14 protein-coding genes are annotated in these 15752 nt (G+C 67.0%); 6 read left to right on the top strand and 8 right to left on the bottom strand.

Annotation, left to right across the window (positions count from 1 at the left end; all coding sequences use genetic code 11):
* Positions 1–21: 21 nt before the first annotated feature.
* From QQL87_RS07100 to QQL87_RS07080, 5 genes are all read right to left on the bottom strand, one after another.
* Positions 22–1521, bottom strand: a complete 1500-nt coding sequence (locus QQL87_RS07100; protein ID WP_284417663.1) for a tripartite tricarboxylate transporter permease — start codon at positions 1519–1521, stop codon at positions 22–24.
* Positions 1521–2015, bottom strand: coding sequence for a tripartite tricarboxylate transporter TctB family protein (locus tag QQL87_RS07095; RefSeq protein WP_284417662.1), 495 nt, complete (start codon positions 2013–2015; stop codon positions 1521–1523). The genes QQL87_RS07100 and QQL87_RS07095 overlap by 1 nt, the downstream gene beginning before the upstream one ends.
* Positions 2012–2992, bottom strand: a complete 981-nt coding sequence (locus tag QQL87_RS07090; protein WP_284417660.1) for a Bug family tripartite tricarboxylate transporter substrate binding protein — start codon at positions 2990–2992, stop codon at positions 2012–2014. Before QQL87_RS07090 ends, QQL87_RS07095 begins: the two co-directional genes overlap by 4 nt.
* A gap of 253 nt (positions 2993–3245) precedes the next feature.
* Positions 3246–3605 (bottom strand): hypothetical protein, encoded by a 360-nt coding sequence (locus tag QQL87_RS07085; RefSeq protein WP_284417659.1) that lies wholly within the window; start codon positions 3603–3605, stop codon positions 3246–3248.
* 82 nt (positions 3606–3687) lie between these two features.
* The gene (locus QQL87_RS07080) at positions 3688–3954 is read right to left on the bottom strand and encodes a DUF3551 domain-containing protein (RefSeq protein ID WP_284417658.1); all 267 of its coding nucleotides are present in this window, start codon (positions 3952–3954) and stop codon (positions 3688–3690) included.
* Between the two features lie 178 nt (positions 3955–4132).
* Between QQL87_RS07080 and QQL87_RS07075 the strand changes: the two genes are divergently transcribed.
* Complete coding sequence (locus QQL87_RS07075; protein WP_284417657.1) at positions 4133–4594, top strand: cupin domain-containing protein; 462 nt, start codon at positions 4133–4135, stop codon at positions 4592–4594.
* A gap of 18 nt (positions 4595–4612) precedes the next feature.
* Here QQL87_RS07075 and QQL87_RS07070 read toward each other — a convergent pair whose 3' ends face one another.
* On the bottom strand, positions 4613–5311 hold the full coding sequence (locus tag QQL87_RS07070) for an RlmE family RNA methyltransferase (protein ID WP_284417656.1): 699 nt from the start codon (positions 5309–5311) through the stop codon (positions 4613–4615).
* Between the two features lie 235 nt (positions 5312–5546).
* A complete protein-coding gene (locus QQL87_RS07065; protein WP_502871140.1) occupies positions 5547–6620 on the bottom strand; it encodes a Ppx/GppA phosphatase family protein in 1074 nt (357 codons plus the stop codon).
* A gap of 201 nt (positions 6621–6821) precedes the next feature.
* On the opposite strand from QQL87_RS07065, the gene QQL87_RS07060 reads away from it, so the two are divergent.
* Entirely contained in the window at positions 6822–9197 is a 2376-nt protein-coding gene (locus QQL87_RS07060; protein ID WP_284417654.1) for a xanthine dehydrogenase family protein molybdopterin-binding subunit, read from the top strand.
* A gap of 341 nt (positions 9198–9538) precedes the next feature.
* Here the strand turns inward: QQL87_RS07060 and QQL87_RS07055 are convergent, their stop codons facing one another.
* Positions 9539–10333 carry a hypothetical protein gene (locus QQL87_RS07055; protein WP_284417653.1) on the bottom strand — a complete coding sequence of 265 codons (795 nt, stop codon included), beginning with the start codon at positions 10331–10333 and terminating at the stop codon, positions 9539–9541.
* A gap of 115 nt (positions 10334–10448) precedes the next feature.
* Between QQL87_RS07055 and QQL87_RS07050 the strand changes: the two genes are divergently transcribed.
* The 4 genes from QQL87_RS07050 (at position 10449) to QQL87_RS07035 (ending at position 15678) form a co-directional block, all read left to right on the top strand.
* Positions 10449–10952 carry a YaiI/YqxD family protein gene (locus tag QQL87_RS07050; protein ID WP_284417652.1) on the top strand — a complete coding sequence of 168 codons (504 nt, stop codon included), beginning with the start codon at positions 10449–10451 and terminating at the stop codon, positions 10950–10952.
* A gap of 8 nt (positions 10953–10960) precedes the next feature.
* Complete coding sequence (locus QQL87_RS07045; protein WP_284417650.1) at positions 10961–12781, top strand: ABC-F family ATP-binding cassette domain-containing protein; 1821 nt, start codon at positions 10961–10963, stop codon at positions 12779–12781.
* Positions 12782–13247: 466 nt separating this feature from the next.
* Positions 13248–14462, top strand: a complete 1215-nt coding sequence (locus QQL87_RS07040) for an FAD-dependent oxidoreductase (RefSeq protein ID WP_284417877.1) — start codon at positions 13248–13250, stop codon at positions 14460–14462.
* 136 nt (positions 14463–14598) lie between these two features.
* On the top strand, positions 14599–15678 hold the full coding sequence (locus tag QQL87_RS07035) for a D-TA family PLP-dependent enzyme (RefSeq protein WP_284417649.1): 1080 nt from the start codon (positions 14599–14601) through the stop codon (positions 15676–15678).
* Positions 15679–15752: the final 74 nt, after the last annotated feature.

Genomic DNA, 15752 nt, shown 5'->3' with positions numbered 1-15752 from the left:
TGGATCCCTGCGGCTGCGCCATCAATCCTCGTTCGCCTTGAAGCGGCCAAGCCCCTTCAGCGCGAATGGCGCGACCAGCGCAATCAGCGCGACGGCCAGCAGCGTCGCCGAGATCGGCGATTGCAGCAAGGTCATGGGATCGCCGAGGCTGATCGCGAGCGCACGCCGCAGCTGGCTTTCGGCGATCGGACCGAGGATCAGCCCGACCACGACCGGCGCGATCGGAAAGTCGAAGCGGCGCATCAGGAAGCCGAGCACGCCGAAGCCGGCCAGCATCGATAGCTCGACCACCGACGGCTTCGCCGCGATCGTGCCCATCGTCGCGAACACGAGGATGCCGGCGTACAGCCACGGCGTCGGGATGGCGAGCAGCTTCACCCACAGGCCGACCAGCGGCAGATTCAGCACCAGCAGCATGGTGTTGGCGATGAACAGGCTCGCGATCAGGCCCCAGACCAGGTCCGGGCGTTCGGCGAACAGCAGCGGTCCCGGGTTGAGGCCGTATTGCTGGAAGCCGGCGAGCATCATCGCAGCGGTCGCGGACGTCGGCAGGCCCAGGGTCAGCAGCGGCACGAGCGTTCCGGCCGCAGACGCGTTGTTCGCAGCCTCCGGGCCGGCGACGCCTTCGATCGCGCCCTTGCCGAACTGCTCCGGATACTTCGTCAGCCGCCGCTCGGTCGAATAGGACAGGAAGGTCGGAATCTCGGCGCCGCCCGCCGGCAGCGCGCCGATCGGGAAGCCGAACGCGGTGCCGCGCAGCCACGGCTTCCACGACCGCTTCCAGTCCTCGCGCGTCATCCACAGCGAGCCCTTGATGGCCTCGATCTTCTCCTCGCTGTGATGCCGGCGCGAGGCGACGTAGAGCGCCTCGCCGACCGCGAACAGGCCGACCGCGAGCGTCGTCACCTCGACGCCGTCGAGCAGCTCGGGCACACCGAAGGCAAGCCGCGCCTGTCCCGTGAGCTTGTCGATGCCGATCAGCCCGAGCGTCAGCCCGATGAACAGGCTGGTCAGCCCGCGAACGGGTGAATCGCCGAAGGTCGCGGACACCGTGATGAAGGCGACGCACATCAGCGCGAAATAATCCTCCGGTCCGAAGCGCACGGCGATGTCGACGAGATACGGCGACAGGAACGCGAGGCCGATGGTGGCGATGGTGCCGGCGACGAAGGAGCCGATCGCCGCGGTCGCCAGCGCCGGGCCGCCGCGACCGGCCTTGGCCATCTTGTTGCCTTCGAGCGCCGTCGCCATCGAGGCGCTCTCGCCTGGCGTGTTGATCAGGATCGCGGTGGTCGATCCGCCATACATGCCGCCGTAATAGATGCCGGCGAACATGATCAGCGAGCCGCCGGGATCGAGCTTGTAGGTGACCGGCAGCAATAGCGCGACGGTGAGCGCCGGGCCAATGCCCGGCAGCACGCCGACGGCGGTGCCGAGGAACACGCCGATCAGCGCATAGAGCAAATTCATGGGCTGGACGGCGATCGCCATCCCATGCGCGAGCGCGGCAAAGGTGTCCATCAGAGCAGTCTTTCGAGCGGGCCGGCGGGAAGGCTCAAGGTCAGGAGGCGGTCGAAGGCGAGATAGATCACCGTCGTCAGCACCGCGCCGATGATGAGATCGGTGACGAAGGCGCGGCGGCCGAAAGCGGCCGACGTGGTCACGAACAGTGCCGTCGTCGCCAGGATGAAGCCGCCGCCGAAGCCGATGATGGCGATCAGCAGCGCGAGGCCGGCGAGGATCAGGAGCACCGCGACCGGATCGGCGCTCTCGCGCGCCGGCAGGTGGCCCCTGACCGCATCGATCAGATTGGCCAGTGCGAGGATGCCGAGACCGATCGCGATCACGACCGGCATGACCTGCGGGCCCATGCCGTACATCGTCGTCGCCGGGATCTGGTTGGCGTCGTAGACCAGCACCAGGGCGACGGCGGCGAGCAAGCCTGCGATGACGATGGCGGCCTTGTCGACGCCTCGCGAGGCGGATGTCTCAGGGCCAGCGCTGTCCGTCGTCATGACTTCACGAGACCGACCGACCTCAGCACGTCGGTGACGCGAACGTTCTCCTTCTTGAGAAACTCCGCGAAGGCGTCGCCCGGCAGATAGGCATCATCCCAGCCCTTCTGCTTGAGGATGTCCTTCCACGAATCCGACTTCACCATCTTCTCGACGGCCTCGCTGAGCGTCTTCTTCTGCTCCGGCGTGATGCCGGGGGCTGCGACCACCGAGCGCCAGTTGGCGAGCACGAGGTCGATGCCCTGCTCCTTGAAGGTCGGGATGTCGACGCCCGGAATGCGGTTCTCCGAGGACACGCCGATCGCGCGCAGCTTGCCGGACTTGATCTGCCCGTCATACTCGGACAGGCCGGAAATGCCCGCGGTGACCTTGCCGCCGAGGATCGCGGCCAGCGACTCGCCGCCGCCCGAGAATGGGATGTAGTTGACCTTCTTGGCATCGGCGCCGACGGTGCCCGCGAACAGCGCCGCCATCACGTGATCGACGCCGCCGGCCGAGCCGCCGGCGAAGGTCACCTTGGCGATGTCGGCCTTCAGCGCCGCGGCGAGATCCTGCGCCGTCTTGATCGGCGAGGCGGCCGGCACGACGATGACCTGGATCTCCTCGGTCAGCCGCGCGATCGGCGTCACCTGCTCCAGCGTCACCGGCGACTTGTTCATGGCGAGCGCGCCGACCATGACGAAGCCGTTGACCATCAGCTGGTTGCCGTCGCCCTTGGCGCCATTGACGAACTGCGCGATGCCGACGGTACCGCCGGCGCCGGCGACATTGGTCACCTGGACGCTGCGCGCGACGCCCGACGCGACGAAGGCCTGCTGCATCGCCCGTGCGGTCTGGTCCCAGCCGCCGCCCGGGGCGGCCGGCGCCATCACCTTGAGCTCGAGCTGCTGGGCAGAGGCCGGAGCACCGGCGAGGAACGTCACAACGAACGTCACGGCGACGGATGCGCCGATCAGGCGCGCACAAAACGACTTCAAAGGACCCCTCCACGGCCGCGCGAGCGGCTCTCGTTTCTTAATCTTGCCTTCCGAAAGCAGGCTGGCCGTCCGGCGCCTGCCGCCCGTCCGTGCGGCCATGGAACGCGTCCATGACGGACGCCGGCCGCTCCCGGATTCTCAAGATACGACAAGAGCCTACAGGTGTAGGGGGGGCGTTCAAGGCGCGCGCCTGCGACAGGATAGCGCACCTTCAGGCGCGCCCTCCTCGCCGAACCGCTGCACGCTCAGAAATCTAGCCGCAGGTCCAGACCATGCCGACCGGCGTCCGGGTCCAGCACGGACCGAAGCTGCCGCCATTGTAATGGCCGCGATAGAAGCCGGGCTGGCCGAAATAGTGCCACTCGCCGTTGTAGAGCATGTATTTCGGCGTGCCGTCGATGTACCAGTTGCGGCGGCTGCCGCGCGGTCCGTTGCGCATCGCCTCCTTGTCGGCATAGAGCGGCAGGCTGTTGTTCGGCGGCTGCTTGTAGCCCGGCAGGAAGCCGTAGCCGTGCCAGCGCGGTTGCTTGCGCTTGTGCGCCGGCGCGGCGAAGGCGATCGTCGGCACCAGCAGCAGGAGCGTCACGATCGAAACGATGAAGCGATGCGGCATGGCGGCAGCCCGATTGCGAGGATGTCCCGGATCTTGAGCGTGATCGCGCGGCACGGCAACGGCCGTTCCGTCATGAAATGTTTCAGTGATGCCGCCGATGCGCGCGGCGCGGCGGAGGCGCCGGCGGCGCATAATACGGATTGAGGTCGCACATCGCCGCCCGGCCCGATGCCGTCGCACGACATTGCGGCAGCGACGTGTAGCTGCAGTCGATCCACTCGCCACCGCCACCAAACCGGCCGCCTTCATAGACCTTCATGCAGACGGGATAGCGCGGATCGTAGGCCTGGGCGTGAGCCGGGGCCAACATCAGGGCGAGCGCGAGAGCGCTCCAGGCCAGGACACGCATCAGAACCTCCACCGCAATTCGTCTCGTCAGTCGGCCGGCGAAGCCGACTCGCGCCGCCGACAGGGCTCTTTATCGGTCAACCGCAGCTGTCGCAACGCGCGCATTCGTGCAAGGCTCCGAAATGCCGCATGCGTGGCCGAGCGGGCACGGCAGAGCATTCAGAAGGGAGCGCAGCTTCATGCCGAAGATCGAGATTGCTGCGGTTCCACGCCGAAAGGGTTCCGGCTATCCGGCGCCTCACGATCAGCCCTGCTCCGAACGGATCCGGCGGCGCCTCGGCGAGGCCGGCGGATTGGTGGATTTCGGCGTCAACCTGATGCAGCTGCCGCCCGGCGGCTGGTCAAGCCAGCGCCATTGGCACTCCGACGAGGACGAGTTCGTCTACGTCCTGGCGGGTGAGCTGATCCTGATCGAGGATGGCGGCGAATCGATCCTGCGTGCGGGCGATTGCGCGGCCTTCGCAAAGGGCACTGGAAACGGGCATCACATGGTCAACCGATCGGAGATGACGGCAATCTATCTCGAGGTCGGCTCGCGATCGCCTGATGACGTCACGACCTGCTCGGACGTCGACATGATCAGCAGCAATGCCGACGGCCGCTTCCTGCACAAGGACGGAACGCCCTATCCGGAGCGCTAGGCCGACGTCCTTCGCGGATCAGCCCGCCTGCTCCGGATCCTGGCTTCCGCGAAAGCCCATCGCCAGCACGTAGCGCTCCGACGAATCCTGCCGGCTGGCGGACGGCTTGACGTGCCGGACGCTGGCAAAGTCGCGCTTGAGCTGGGTCATCAGGTCGGCGTCGGCGCCGCTCTGGAACGTCTTGGCGAGGAAGCTGCCGCCGGGCTTGAGCACCTCGCCGGCGAAATGCGCGGCGAGCTCGACGAGGCCGACGATGCGCAGCTGGTCGGTCTTGCGGTGGCCGGTGGTGTTGGCCGCCATGTCCGACATGACAATATCGGCACGGCCGCCGAGCATCGCCCTGAGCTTCTCCGGCGCATCCTGGGCGTGGAAGTCGAGCTGGGCGAAGGTGACGCCGGGAATCTCGCCCATCTCGAGGAGGTCGATGGCGATCACCTTGCCCTTGCCTGCGTCGGCGCCGACCCGGCGCGCCGCGATCTGGCTCCAGCCGCCCGGCGCCGCGCCGAGGTCGACCACGGTCATGCCGGACTTGAGCAAATGATGCTTGTCGTCGATCTCGATCAGCTTGTAGGCCGCGCGCGAGCGATAGCCGTCGCGCTTGGCCTGCACGACATAGGGATCGTTGAGCTGGCGCTCCAGCCAGAGTTTCGAGGACAGCTTGCGCTTTCCGCCGGTCTTGACCTGCACATACATGCGGCCGGTGGTGTCTTTTGCCATGCGGGTCTCTGTGTCGTGACCTGTGCTGCGTCGACGGGACCGAACGATCCGCGAGCCGACAACAGCAGATGGGACGTCCACCCTCCCCTGGAGGGGAAGGGTCGATCGGGAGCGAAGCGAGCGATCGGGGTGGGGTGAGCCACAGCGGCACCGCCCGTGTGATTCACCCCACCCCGTCTCACATTCGCTTCGCTCAATGTGAGCCGACCCTCCCCTCCAGGGGAGGGTGAAGAATCTACGCCGTACGTAGCGCGCCGTCCTCGCGCATCATCTCGACCAGCATGCCTTCGCGCAGGCCGCGATCGGCGACCCGCAGCCGCGGCAGCGGGAACGCATCGCGGATCGCATCGAGAATGGCACAGCCGGCGAGCACGAGATCGGCGCGGTCGATGCTGATGCAGTTGTTCTCGGCACGCTCCTGGTAGCTCATCGCGAGCAGCTTGGCGATCGTCGTCGTGACGTCGGCATCGTTGATCCAGATGCCGTCGACGCGGCGCCGGTCGTAGCGCGCAAGGTTCAGATGGATGCCCGCCAGCGTCGTCACCGTGCCGGACGTGCCGAGCAGATGCATGCCGGCGAGATCGCCGCCATGCTCGGCCGCGAACGGGCCGACATGGCCCGCGACAGCCTCGACCATCGCGGCATAGATCTCCGGGGTGACATCGCGGCCGCCGAAGCGCTCGGCCAGGGTGACGACCCCGAGCGGGATCGACATCCAGGCCTTGATGCGCGGTTCCGCATTGCGGTCGGCCGGATCGCGCTCGATCCGGACCAGCTCGCTGGAACCGCCGCCGATGTCGAACAGGATCGCGCCCCGCCCGCCCGGATCGAGCAGCGGTGCACAGCCCTTCACGGCCAGCGCCGCCTCGGTCTCGCGGTCGATCACCTCGAGCTCGATGCCGGTTTCTGCCGCCACCCGGCTGCGGAACCCCTCGGCATTGGCCGCCGCGCGGCAGGCCTCGGTCGCGATCAGGCGCAGGCGGCGCGCCTTTTTCGACTGGATCTTGTCCCGGCAGATGCTGAGAGCGGCGATCGCCCGCTCCATTGCCGCGTCACTGATGCAGCCGGTGGTCGAGATGCCCTCGCCCAGCCGGACGATGCGCGAGAAGGAGTCGACCACGCGGAAGCTGTCGCCCGAGGGACAGGCGATCAGGAGCCGGCAATTGTTGGTTCCAAGGTCCAGGGCCGCGTAGACGCTGCTGCCATTGCTGGCGCAGGAAGGCGTCGCGACGTCCAGACCCGGATGCATGCCGGGCTCCAGGTTCCCGCGCGGCCTCGGACTCTCCCGCAGCCGCGTGTCATTGATCATTCAAATGTCTTTCCGCTGGCCGAACCGGCCCAGGAGGAAGTTCTCTTTCGTGAGACATTATCAGTGGATAGCGCCGGCGCAACAGCCCCTCCGTCAGGCGTGATGCACCATTCCTAATCAACCGTTGTCGGGCCGCAGGCGCTGCACTATCTGGGAACAGCCCGCTTTTGCGCTCCATTCAGCTCCCCGGATCCTCATTCCATGCAAGATCACACCTCCCCGGCCTCCCTCGAAAACGCGATCGCGCTGCAGAAATACGGCGTCGGGCAGCCGGTCCGGCGCAAGGAGGACGACACGCTGGTGCGCGGTCACGGCAAATATACCGACGATGTCAACCTGCCCGGCCAGGCCCATGCCTGGATCGTGCGCTCCAGCCACGCCCATGGGATCATCAAGGGCATCGATACAACGGCCGCGAAGGCCATGCCGGGCGTGCTCGGGGTGTGGACCGGCGCCGACCTCGCGGCGGCCGCCTACGGCCCGTTCACCTGCGGCCTGCCGCTGAAGAGCCGCGACGGCTCGCCGCTGCTGCAGACGAACCGCGGTGCGCTTGCGACCGACAAGGTGCGCTTCGTCGGCGACCCCGTCGCATTCGTGGTGGCGGAAACGTTAGCGCAGGCCCGCGACGCGGCCGAGGCGGTCGAGCTCGACATCGAGCCCCTGCCCGCTGTCACCAATGCCGAAGAAGCGGCCAAGCCGGGCGCACCGCAGCTCTATGACCACATCCCGAACAACGTCGCGCTCGACTACCATTACGGCGACACCGCCAAGATCGACGAGGCGTTCGCCAAGGCCGCGCATGTGACCAAGCTCGACATCGTCAACACCCGGGTCGCCGTGGTGTCGATGGAGCCGCGCGTCGCGCTGGCCGCGTTCGACGGCAAGACCGAACGCTTCACCCTGCAGGTGCCGACCCAGGGCGTCTCGGGGAACAAGGCGACCTTGGCAAAAATCCTCAACGTCGCGCCGGACAAGGTCCGCATCCTGACCACCAATGTCGGCGGCTCGTTCGGGATGAAGAACGTCTCCTATCCCGAATATGTCTGCATCCTGCATGCGGCCAGGCAGCTCGGAAAGCCGGTGAAATGGCGCGACGAGCGCACCACTGCCTTCCTGTCGGACAGCCAGGGCCGTGACCAGATCATCCATGGCGAGCTGGCGCTCGATGCCGACGGCAAGTTCCTCGCCGTGCGTCTCTCCGGCTATGGCAATCTCGGCGCCTACATCATGGGCGTGGCGCCGCTGCCGCTGTCGCTCAACGTCGGCAAGAACCTCGCCAGCGTCTACAAGACGCCGCTGCTCGGCGTCGACATCAAGACGGTGCTGACCAACGTCACGCTGATGGGTGCCTATCGCGGCGCCGGCCGGCCCGAGGCGAACTACTTCATGGAGCGCTTGATCGACGCCGCCGCGCGCGAGATGGGCATCGACCGCCTGACGATCCGCAAGCGCAACTTCATCAAGCCGAGCCAGATGCCGTTCCCGGCGGCGTCGGGCGTGACCTACGACTCCGGCGATTTCGCCGCCGTGTTCGAAAAGGCGCTGCAGGTCTCGGACTATGCCGGCTTCGCCAAGCGCAAGCGCGAGAGCCGCAAGGCCGGCAAGCTGCGCGGCATCGCGGTCGGCTCCTATCTCGAGGTCACCGCGCCACCCTCAGGCGAGCTCGGCAAGATCACCTTCGATGCCGATGGCGGCGTGACCCTGACGACCGGCACGCTGGACTACGGCCAGGGCCACGCGACGCCGTTCTCTCAGGTCTTGTCGGCGCAGCTCGGCGTTCCCTTCGACAAGATCAGGCTCGAGCAGAGCGACTCCGATCTCGTGCGCTTCGGCAACGGCACCGGCGGCTCGCGCTCGATCACAGCAACCGGCCAGGCCATCGTCGAATCCGCGCAGCTCGTGATCGCCAAGGGCAAGCAGGCCGCGGCGCATCTGCTGGAGGCGTCGGAAGCCGACATCGAGTTCGCAGGCGGCCAGTTCACCATCGCCGGCACCGATCGCAGCATCGACATCATGGAGCTGGCGCAGCGCATGCGCGAGGGCAAGATGCCCGACGGCGTGCCGGCCTCGCTCGACGTCGACCACAACTCGACGGCGACCGAGTCGACCTTCCCCAATGGCTGCCATGTCTGCGAGGTCGAGATCGAGCCGGACACCGGTGTTGCGCAGATCGTCGGCTATACGGCGATCAACGATTTCGGCACGGTGATCAATCCGATGATCGTCGCCGGCCAGCTGCATGGCGGCGTCGCCCAGGGCATCGGCCAGGCGCTGATGGAGCATCTGCGTTACGACGAGAGCGGCCAGCCGATCACCGGCTCGCTGATGGACTACGCGCTGCCGCGCGCCTCCGACGTTCCGATGATGACGGTGGACAACCATCCGGTGCCGGCCAAGAGCAATCCGCTGGGCACCAAGGGCTGCGGCGAGGCCGGCTGCGCCGGCTCGATGGCGAGTGTGATCAACGCCGTGATCGACGCGCTGTCGGACTACGGCGTGACGCATCTCGACATGCCGTTGACCACCGAGAAGCTGTGGCGCGCCATCCAGGACGGCAAGGCGAAGTCGGCGGCGTGAGCCACGCCGTCGTTAAGGGGTGCTGAGTGAGTGCTCGGCTCTCTCCATCGTCATGGCCGGGCTTGACCCGGCCATCCACGAGTCCCAGCGACGATCGACGTGGATGCCCGGGACAAGCCCGGGCATGACGACTGATTGTTCGGATGCATCGTGTCCTCTCATGCCGTCCGAGTAAGCCGCGCTGCTACGTCACCCTCAGCTGTCATCGTCCGCGCAGGCGGACGATCCAGTACGCCGGGACAGTTGTGACGAACGTGACGCCGCGGCGTACTGGATGCCCGCCTGCGCGGGCATGACGGTTGTAGATGGAGAAGCTGCTTGCCTCTTCCCAAGCCTAGCCGCTACGCCGCCTCCGCGCGCGGCTGGTAGATCGCGACGTGGTGGCAATGTGCCAGCGGCCGCGTGCCGTTCGCGACCACCAGCGCGTCGATCTCGACGAAGCGGTGGCCCTTCTTCTCGTAGTTGGCGACGACACGTCCCCGCGCCGTGATCTCGTCGGTCTCGGCGATCACCGACAACAGCTGCATCCGGCTCCCGACGTGAATCCAGGGACCGAGAACGACATTGTCGACCAGCAACCGGTTCATCACCCGCTGCAGCATGCCGGGATGGCCGAGCCGTTCGCTGGCATAGATCGGATCGCGTTCGCGAATCTCGTCCAGATACATCGTTGCCGCCTGTCCCGGCCAGGCGCGTGGCGCGGTGCCGAGCCAGCTGCCGACGGCGAATGACTGCGCGCTCACAGGTGGCCGCACGGCTGCCGGGGGAACATCGCGATACTCCGCCAGCACGACATCCGGCGCCGTCACCGGCAGTGACGCCGAACCGGTGGCACAGGGCTGGCCCTGGCTCATGACCTCCAGCGCGAGGCCGTCGGCGGCATCGCTCGCCAAGACCTCCGCCATCTCGCCGTCATAGACCGGCTTGAAGAAGCGCGCCTCGATCAGGCCGCGCTCGAGGAACGCCCGGCCCCAGCGGGCCACCGGCTGGTGAAGCATGTAAGCCAGCACCTCGACGCCGGGGACGAGGCCGCCAGCGAAGCCGAAGCGGCGCGCCACGCTGTCGTCGTGCATCTTGTTCTCGGACTTCTTGGCCGTGTTGAACGCCTCGACCGCATAGGCCGCGATTCCTGCCATCCGTGCCTCCCTTTGACCCCTTTTCGGCGATGGTAGCGGCCGGACAGGTCCTGGCAAGCGGCTCGCAATTCCGGCCGCGATGGGGTACCAACCGGCCATTCGAACAGATGGCCCGATGACGACCGAAACCACCGAACCCGCCGCTCTCAGAATCTATGTCGACGCCGACGCCTGCCCGGTGAAGGACGAGATCTACCGCGTCGCGCTCCGGCACGGCGTGCCGGTGATCGTGGTCGCGGGCGGCTTCATCCGGGTGCCGGACGATCCCTTGATCACGCGCGTGGCGGCGGGCAGCGGCATGGATGCCGCCGACGACTGGATCGTCGAGCGAGTGAACGCGGACGATGTCGTCATCACCGCCGACATTCCGCTGGCGAGCCGCTGCGTCAAGGCGGGCTGCGCCGCGATCGCGCCGAACGGCAAGCCGTTCACCGAGGAATCGATCGGCATGACGCTCGCGGTGCGCAACCTCATGACCGACCTGCGCTCGTCCGGCGAGGTCACCGGCGGGCCGCGCTCGTTCACGCCGCGCGACCGCTCCACCTTCCTGTCCACCCTCGACACGACGATCCGCCGCATGCAGCGCCAGCGCGCCGCGCGGATCCAGCAGCAAAGCTAGCAGAGCCCATGGCGCCTCCTCTTATCCAACTCAAAGACATCCGCCTGACCTTCGGCGGCACGCCCCTGTTGTCGGGCGTCGAACTGTCGGTGTCGCCCGGCGAACGCGTCTGCCTGATCGGCCGCAACGGCTCCGGCAAATCGACGCTGCTGAAGATCGCCGCAGGCCTGGTCGAATGCGACAGCGGCACGCGCTTCGTGCAGCCCGGCGCAACCGTGCGCTATTTGCCGCAGGAGCCGGATTTCTCCGGCCATGCCACCACGCTGTCCTATGTCGAGGCCGGGCTTGGGCCCGGCGACGATCACTACCAGGCGCGCTACCTCGTCGAGCAGCTCGGGCTGACAGGCGAGGAAGATCCCGCGCATGTCTCCGGCGGCGAGGCGCGCCGCGCGGCACTGGCGCGCGTGCTGGCGCCCAACCCCGACATCCTGCTCCTGGACGAGCCGACCAACCATCTCGACCTGACGACGATCGAATGGCTGGAGAACGAGCTCGACGGCCGGCGCTGCGCGCTGGTGCTGATCAGCCATGACCGCCGCTTCCTCACCAATCTGTCGCGCGCGACCGCCTGGCTCGACCGCGGCCAGATCAAGCAGATCGACCGCGGCTTCGCCGGCTTCGAGGCGTGGCGCGACGAGGTGCTGGCCGAGGAAGAGCGCGAGCAGCACAAGCTCGACCGCAAGATCGTCAACGAGGAGCACTGGCTGCGCTACGGCGTCTCCGGCCGGCGCAAGCGCAACGTCAAGCGGCTCGCCAACCTGCATGCGCTCAGGCAGCAGCGGCGCGACTATCGCGGCGCCGCCGGCAGCGCCAATCTCGCGGCTGCCGAGGCCGACAAATCCGGCAAGCTCGTCATCGAGGCCAAGAGTGCGTCAAAGAGCTATGGCGATCGCAAGATCGTCGACAATTTCTCGATCCGCATCCAGCGCGGCGACCGCATCGGCATCGTCGGCCCCAACGGCGCCGGCAAGACCACGCTGGTCAACCTGCTCACCGGCGGCAGCGAGCCCGACAGCGGCAGCATCCGGCTCGGCGTCAATCTGGAGACAGCGACGCTGGACCAGCATCGCGAAAGCCTCGATCCGAAGACGACGCTGGCGGAAGCCCTCACCGGCGGCCGCGGCGATCACGTCATGGTCGGCGGCAAGCCCAAGCACGTGGTCGGCTACATGGAGGACTTCCTGTTCGCGCGCGAGCAGATGCGCACGCCGCTCGAAGTGCTCTCCGGTGGCGAGCGCGGCCGCTTGATGCTGGCGCGCGCGCTGGCCAAGCCGTCGAACCTGCTGGTGCTGGACGAGCCGACCAACGATCTCGACCTCGATACGCTGGACGTTCTCGAGGACATGCTCGGCGACTACGAAGGCACCGTCATCCTGATCAGCCATGACCGCGACTTCCTCGACCGCGTCGTCACCTCGGTCATCGTGCCGGAGGGCGACGGCAAATGGCAGGAATATGCCGGCGGCTATAGCGACATGCTGGTGCAGCGCGGCGCCGATCTGAAGCGCGAGCACGCCGCGGCGGCAGCGGCCGCCGCCGACGAAAAGAAGGCGGCGAAGCCTGCCGCTGCGCCGTCGAGCACCTCGAAGCGCAAGCTGTCCTTCAACGAGAAGCACGCGCTGGAGACGCTGCCGAAGACGATCAAGAAGCTGCAGGCCGAGATCGCGAAGCAGCAGAAGCTGCTCGACGACCCCGCGCTCTATGCGAAAGACCGCAAAAAGTTCGACGCCGCCTCCATTGCGCTGGCCACCGCGCAGGCCGAGCTCACCGCCGCCGAGGACCGCTGGCTGGAGCTCGAGGTGCTGCGCGAGGAGATCGAGGGCGGGTAGACGCGCACGGGACGCGGTCGCCCTGATCTCAAACCAGTTGAAATTCCCGAGCCGATTGTCTAATCAGCCGCTGTCGAAAAGAGAGCAGGCTGTTCGGTAGCACGGCCACCGCCTTCCAGGCGGCGTCTCACGCCTCACGGCACCCCCGCGACGTTCGGATCCGACTTCAGGTCGGTCGATCGTCTGTGGGTGCGTTCGGCACCCGGTCGTTTGGTGACGAGGGTGCTTTGGGTCGACGTCAAGATTGCAGTTGGTTTGTGTGCGCAAAGCGCCCCTCGGGTCGCGCGGACGGCACGCGGCTGCGTCTCTTTCTTCAGCACGCCACTTCTCCTCGCCATGCGCCGCTTCGACCCGTCCATCGGAAGGCGCACGCAGCCACTGTCCTGCGGGAGCCTCCGATGACGCCGGCGCGTCCGCGCGCCGTCTCATCATTGCGATGCCCCACCCCCATCCAAAGGACGTCACCATGAAAGTGATCATCATCGGCGCCGGAATCGGCGGGCTCTGTCTTGCGCAGTCGTTGAAACGGTCTGGCCTCGACGTGGCCCTCTATGAACGGGACGCTGCTCCGTTCGATCGTCGTCAGGGCTATCGGCTCCACCTCGATGCCGATTGCGTGTCCGCCATCAAGGAGGCCCTTGCGCCAGAGCTGTACGCGCTGTTCGAGGCCACGTCGATGAACCCACTGCCCTACACCACGATCATGGATACGCAATTCAACATCCAACGGCGCTTCCAGACCGACGACTACAGCAAGACGCAACACCACGTGGCGGATGGCATCGCCACGCATCTCAACGTCAACCGCGCGACCTTGCGGGAAATCCTCCTGCACGATCTCGCCGACATCTGCCATTGGGGTGCGCAATTCATCCGTTTCGAAACGGATGAAGGCGGCGTGACGGCCCATTTCGACGGCTGTGCGCCGGTTCACGGCGACATCCTGGTGGCGGCCGATGGCGCAGGGTCATCCGTACGCACGCTGCGAGCACCGCAGGCGCGGTTCATGGATTCGGGCGTCCGCGCGATCTACGGCAAACTGACGCTGGACACCGCGCGCAAAGTCCTGCCCGCGCATGCGCTGGCTGACATCTTCACCGCGGCGTTCGATTCCTCCAAGAAACTGATCCTGGGCGTGGGTCCCGTCATCTTCCCCATGCGTCCTGATCTTGCAGCTGAATCCCTGCTTCCGACGGCCCCGCTCAGCCGGCAGGACGACTACGTCGGCTGCATCATCTCAGGACGCAAGGAGCTGTTCGGCGACGACGCACATTTGCAGGCGATGGACAGCCACGATCTGCAGGCTGTCGCCGCGGATCTGCTGCGGCCCTGGTCCGCCGAGGCGGCCCGCGTTCCGGAGGCCGCGAATCCAGACTCGTTCTTCTTCATCCGGATGACGTCGAGCATTCCATTCGAGCTTGCCCCGATGCCGCGCGTCACGCTGCTCGGTGACGCCATTCATGCGATGACGCCCAGCCTCGGGCGTGGCGCCAACGTGGCGCTGCGCGATGCGATGCTGCTGGCGCGACACATCAGGGACATCCGGAATCAGGAGGTATCCATCGATGCCGGGCTCCAGGCCTACGAGACGGAGATGACAGGCTACGGCTTCGGCGTCGTGCGCCACTCCGCCGAGATGGGCGCTCGTCTGCTGGGCCAGGATCCCCTGCCGGGAACCTAGCGGACGCCAGGCCCGGCGGGAGATGCGCTGATGCTGCATATGAGACCGACGGGTACGCCCGGCGGTCGCCGAGGTGATTGCCAGACGGAATGGGTTGGGCCATGAAGCACCCGATCCCCCGCTTGAAAGGACCGCCATGACCACGCCGCTCGCCGCCAAGATCGCCAGGGAGTACGGCACCCCGTGCGCCGTCATCGACATGGACAAGGTCGAGCGCAACGTCGCGCGGATCCAGGCGCAATGCGCAGCGGCGGGCGTGGCCAACCGCCCCCACATCAAGACGCACAAGAGCCCTGATCTGGCGAAGCTGCAGATCGAGGCCGGCGCGCGGGGCATCACCTGCCAGAAGATCGGCGAGGCCGAGATCATGGCGGAGGCCGGCATCGCTGACATCCTGATCAGCTACAATCTGATCGGCGAGGAGAAGATGGCGCGGCTCGCCGCGCTGCAGGCCAAGGCCGACATGACGGTCGCCGCCGACAACGCCACCGTGATCGCCGGCCTGCCGCAGGCGGCCAAGCAGTCGGGACGGACGCTCTCCGTCGTGGTCGAATGCGACACGGGCCGCAAGCGCGCCGGCGTCGAGACGCCGGCCGAGGCGATCCAGCTCGCGCGCCAGATCAAGGCCAGCGCAGGCCTGCGCTTCGCCGGCTTCATGATGTACCCGACCGAGACCGGCTGGGACGAGGCGCAGCGCTTCTACGACGAGGCGCTGGCCGGCGTGCGCGCCGAGGGGCTGGAGGCGGCCATCGTCTCGACCGGCGGTTCGCCGAACCTGAAAAATCTCGGCAAGCTCAAGGGCGCCACCGAGCACCGGCCCGGCACCTATATCTACAACGACCGCATGCAGGTCGCCGCCGGCGTTGCGACGTGGGACGACTGCGCGCTGCACATCTATTCCACCGTGGTCAGCCGCGCCGCGCCCGAGCGCGGCATCCTCGATGCCGGCTCGAAGACGCTGACCACCGACACCGGCGGGCTCGATGGCCACGGCCTGATCCTGGAGCACCCGGAAGCCAAGATCGCACGCTTCGCCGAGGAGCACGGCTTCCTCGATCTGTCGCGCAGCAACACCCGCCCCAACGTCGGCGACGTCGTCCGCATCGTCCCCAACCATGTCTGCGTCGTCGTCAACATGATGGACGAGGTGGTGATGGTCCGCGGCGAGGAGATTCTGGGCGTGTTGCCGGTCGCGGCAAGGGGCAAGCTGCGGTAGGCGCGCGCTCTCTCCACCGTCATTGCGAGGAGCGAAGCGACGAAGCAATCCAGAGTCGCACGCGCGGCCCTGGA

This window comes from Bradyrhizobium sp. SSBR45G (assembly GCF_030159255.1).
In the GTDB taxonomy this organism is placed as follows: domain Bacteria; phylum Pseudomonadota; class Alphaproteobacteria; order Rhizobiales; family Xanthobacteraceae; genus Bradyrhizobium.
This window is presented reverse-complemented; position numbering and strand designations above follow the sequence as displayed.